2 protein-coding genes and 1 pseudogene are annotated in these 3,015 nt (G+C 70.1%); all 3 read right to left on the bottom strand.

Features of this window, described 5'->3' with window-relative positions; genetic code table 11:
* Window positions 1–445: pseudogene (locus AC13HU_RS34935) on the bottom strand (ABC transporter permease/substrate binding protein); the annotation flags it as partial.
* Window positions 438–1,766 (bottom strand): quaternary amine ABC transporter ATP-binding protein, encoded by a 1,329-nt coding sequence (locus tag AC13HU_RS34930; protein ID WP_483046015.1) that lies wholly within the window; start codon window positions 1,764–1,766, stop codon window positions 438–440. The pseudogene AC13HU_RS34935 and the gene AC13HU_RS34930, both read right to left, overlap by 8 nt.
* A gap of 309 nt (window positions 1,767–2,075) precedes the next feature.
* Window positions 2,076–2,978, bottom strand: coding sequence for a bifunctional helix-turn-helix transcriptional regulator/GNAT family N-acetyltransferase (locus AC13HU_RS34925; RefSeq protein ID WP_483046014.1), 903 nt, complete (start codon window positions 2,976–2,978; stop codon window positions 2,076–2,078).
* Between the last annotated feature and the right edge of the window lie 37 nt (window positions 2,979–3,015).

Here is a 3,015-nt window from a genome sequence, read left to right as displayed (position 1 = left end):
TGCCGAGGCTGAAGAAGATGATCGCCGGGATCAGGTAGACGAACGCCGGCAGCGTCTGCATGACGTCCAGCACCGGCCGGATCAGCACGCTCGTCGTGCGGCGCCGTGCGGCCCAGATGCCCAGGGGCACCGCGAGCGCCAGCGCGATCACCGCCGAGACGACCACCAGGGACAGCGACTGCATCGCCTCGTCCCACTGGGCGACGGAGTCGATGAGCGCGAAGCCCACGAAGGCCAGCACGCCCGCGGTCAGGCCGCGCATCCACAGTGCGAGCACCGCGAGGATCGCCGCCATCAGCAGCGGCGACGGGCCGCCGAGGACCCACTCGACGCCGTTGTACATGCCGTTGACGACGTGGCTGATGAAGTCGAAGAGCCAGGACAGGTGGTGGGTGAGCCAGTGGACGACGTCCTCGGCCCAGTTGCCGAAGTGGAGCCTAGGCACGGGTCGCCTCCTTGCCCTCGGCGTCGCCGCTACCGCCGCCGGCGCTGCCGCCTGGATCGCCCGGACCGCCTGGATCGCCGCCGCTCGGTGCGCCGCCGTCCTCCAGCGTGGGGAAGTCGGGCAGCCGGTGGCTGCCGGTGTCCTCCTGGCCCTCGCCGAGCGCGGCGAGCAGCGTCACCCGGGGGATGACGCCGGTCAGCCGGCCGTTGTCGTCGAGCACCGCGAGCGGCAGCTTCGACTGCGAGGCGGGGGTGAGCAGTTCGGACAGCGGCGCGTCCGCGTGCGTGGTGACGCAGTCGGTGTCCATCAGGTCGCGCATGGTGCCCTCGGCCTTGCGCAGCGCCTCGGTGACCCGCAGCTCGGTGACGGTGCCGACCAGCTTGCGGCCGCGCTCGACGACGAAGGCGGCGGACGCCTGGTCGGTGCGCAGCGCGCGCATGGCGGCGCGCGGGCCGTCGTTGGGGCTCACCATCACCCGCGGCTCCTCCATGATCGAGGCCGCGGTCAGTACCCGGGAGCGGTCGACGTCCTGCACGAAGCTGGCCACGTAGTCGTTGGCCGGGTCGGTGAGGATGTCCTCCGCGGTGCCGATCTGGACGATCCGGCCGTCGCGCATCACGGCGATCCGGTCGCCGAGCCGCATCGCCTCGTTGAGGTCGTGGGTGATGAAGACGATCGTCTTGTGCAGTCGCTGCTGGAGTTCCAGCAGCTGGTCCTGCATGTCGCGGCGGATCAGCGGGTCCAGCGCGGAGAACGACTCGTCCATCAGCAGCAGGTCGGCGTCGGTGGCGAGCGCGCGGGCCAGGCCGACCCGCTGCTGCATGCCGCCGGACAGCTCGTCCGGCCAGGACTTCTCCCAGCCGTCCAGGCCGACCATCGCCAGCGCCTCGGCCGCCTTCTCCTCGCGCTCCTGGGCCGGCCGGCCCTGGACCTCCAGGCCGTAGGCCGCGTTCTCCAGCACGCTGCGGTGCGGGAACAGCGCGAAGTGCTGGAAGACCATGCTGATCTTGCGGGAGCGCAGGTCGCGCAGGGCCTTCGTGGACAGGCCGGTGAGGTCCTGGCCGTCGAACAGCACCCTGCCCGAGGTGGGCTCCAGCAGACCGTTCAACATGCGCAGCAGCGTGGACTTGCCCGAGCCGGACAGGCCCATGACGACGAAGATCTCGCCCTGCTCCACTTCGAAGGAGGCGTCGATCACCGCCGCGGTCGTACCCTCCTCTCTCAGTTCCGCACGGCCGGCTCCCTCCTGAAGCCGGCGAATGCCTTCCTTCGGCTTGCGGCCGAAGACCTTGAATACGTGCTCGATGACGAGCTGTGACACGTTTGCCTTTCGGGGGCAGGGGACAGGACAGAACCGGAGGCCGTCGCGTACCGCAGCCGATGGGTTCACAACGAAGCTATCCGGCGGTGACCCGACTGTCCCGGCAGCGGCAACCGCCGCCAGGACATGGACCTCCGGGTTCGGGTCGCCGCCTACCCCGTGCCATACGCAGCGCAAACAAGATCGTGAAAGCCCGCCATGTTTGTCCTCTTGTGTATGGGTTTGGGGGGTCGTTTATCGTGACCGGATCGTGCCCCTTATGACATCGATCCGCAGGGTGTGAGCTGTTGACCCGATCTTGACTAAATGTTAAAGGTCCTGTGGCTTTTCTGTGAGTTGCTTCTCGAACCAGTGATGGGCGTAGGGCTCGTCATTGAAGGCGGCCACCTCCTGGAAACCGCAGGAGTGGTAGAGGCCGATCGCCGCGTCGAGGGTCTTGTTGGTGTCCAGCCGCAGGGTGCTGCGGCCATGGGCGACGGCCCGGGCTTCGAGTTCGGCGAGGAACCTGCGGCCGAGGCCGAGCCGGCGGGCGCGCGGTGCGACCCACATGCGCTTGATCTCGGCGGGGGTGGCAGCCGGCAGTTTCAGGCCGGCGCAGCCGACGGGCTCGCCGTACAGCCGGGCGACCAGGAAGACGCCGCGCGGCGGGCGCAGTTCGCCCGCGTCGGGCAGCAGGCTCGCCGCGGGGTCGAAGCCGCCCTCGAAGTGCTCGTTCAGCTCGGTGAAGTACGCCCGCAGGCAGTGCTCGGCGTCGGGATGCCCCGGGTCGAGGGCCTCCAGCGTGACGGTCGAGGCCGTCAGCAGCCGCTCGACGTCGGCCATCGCGGCGGTCAGCCGGGCCCGCTGCGCGGGGTTGAGCGGCGCCAGGAGGGACCCGGCCAGCTCGTCGCTGCGGTCGTCGAGTGCGGCGCGCTCCGCCCGGCCCGCGTTGGTGAGCCGCACGGTCCGTACGCGCCGGTCGCCGGGCGCGGGCTCCACCGTCACCAGGCCGTCGGCCTCCAGGGCGCGCAGCAGCCGGCTGACGTACCCGGAGTCGAGCCCGAGCCGGTCCCGCAGCCGCCGTACGTCCTGACCCTCCGCGCCGATCTGCCACAGCAGCCGGGCCTCGCCGATCGGCCGGCCGCGGCCGAGGTAGCGGTCGTGGAGCACTCCCACGCGTTCGGTGACGGTGCGGTTGAACCGCCGGACCTGGTCGATCTGCGCCCTATCCATTCTCTGACTCTAGTCAGAGAATGGATAGGGCCAGTGG

The sequence above is a fragment of the Streptomyces sp. NH27 genome, from assembly GCF_056859195.1.
Note: the sequence above shows the minus strand (reverse complement) of the source record. Positions and strands in the feature narration are given on the sequence as shown.

What these genes read in the sequence shown, in the direction of transcription:
- AC13HU_RS34925 (WP_483046014.1), bottom strand. Translation starts at nt 2,978, where the DNA reads ATGGATAGGGCGCAGATCGACCAGGTCCGGCGGTTCAACCGCACCGTC.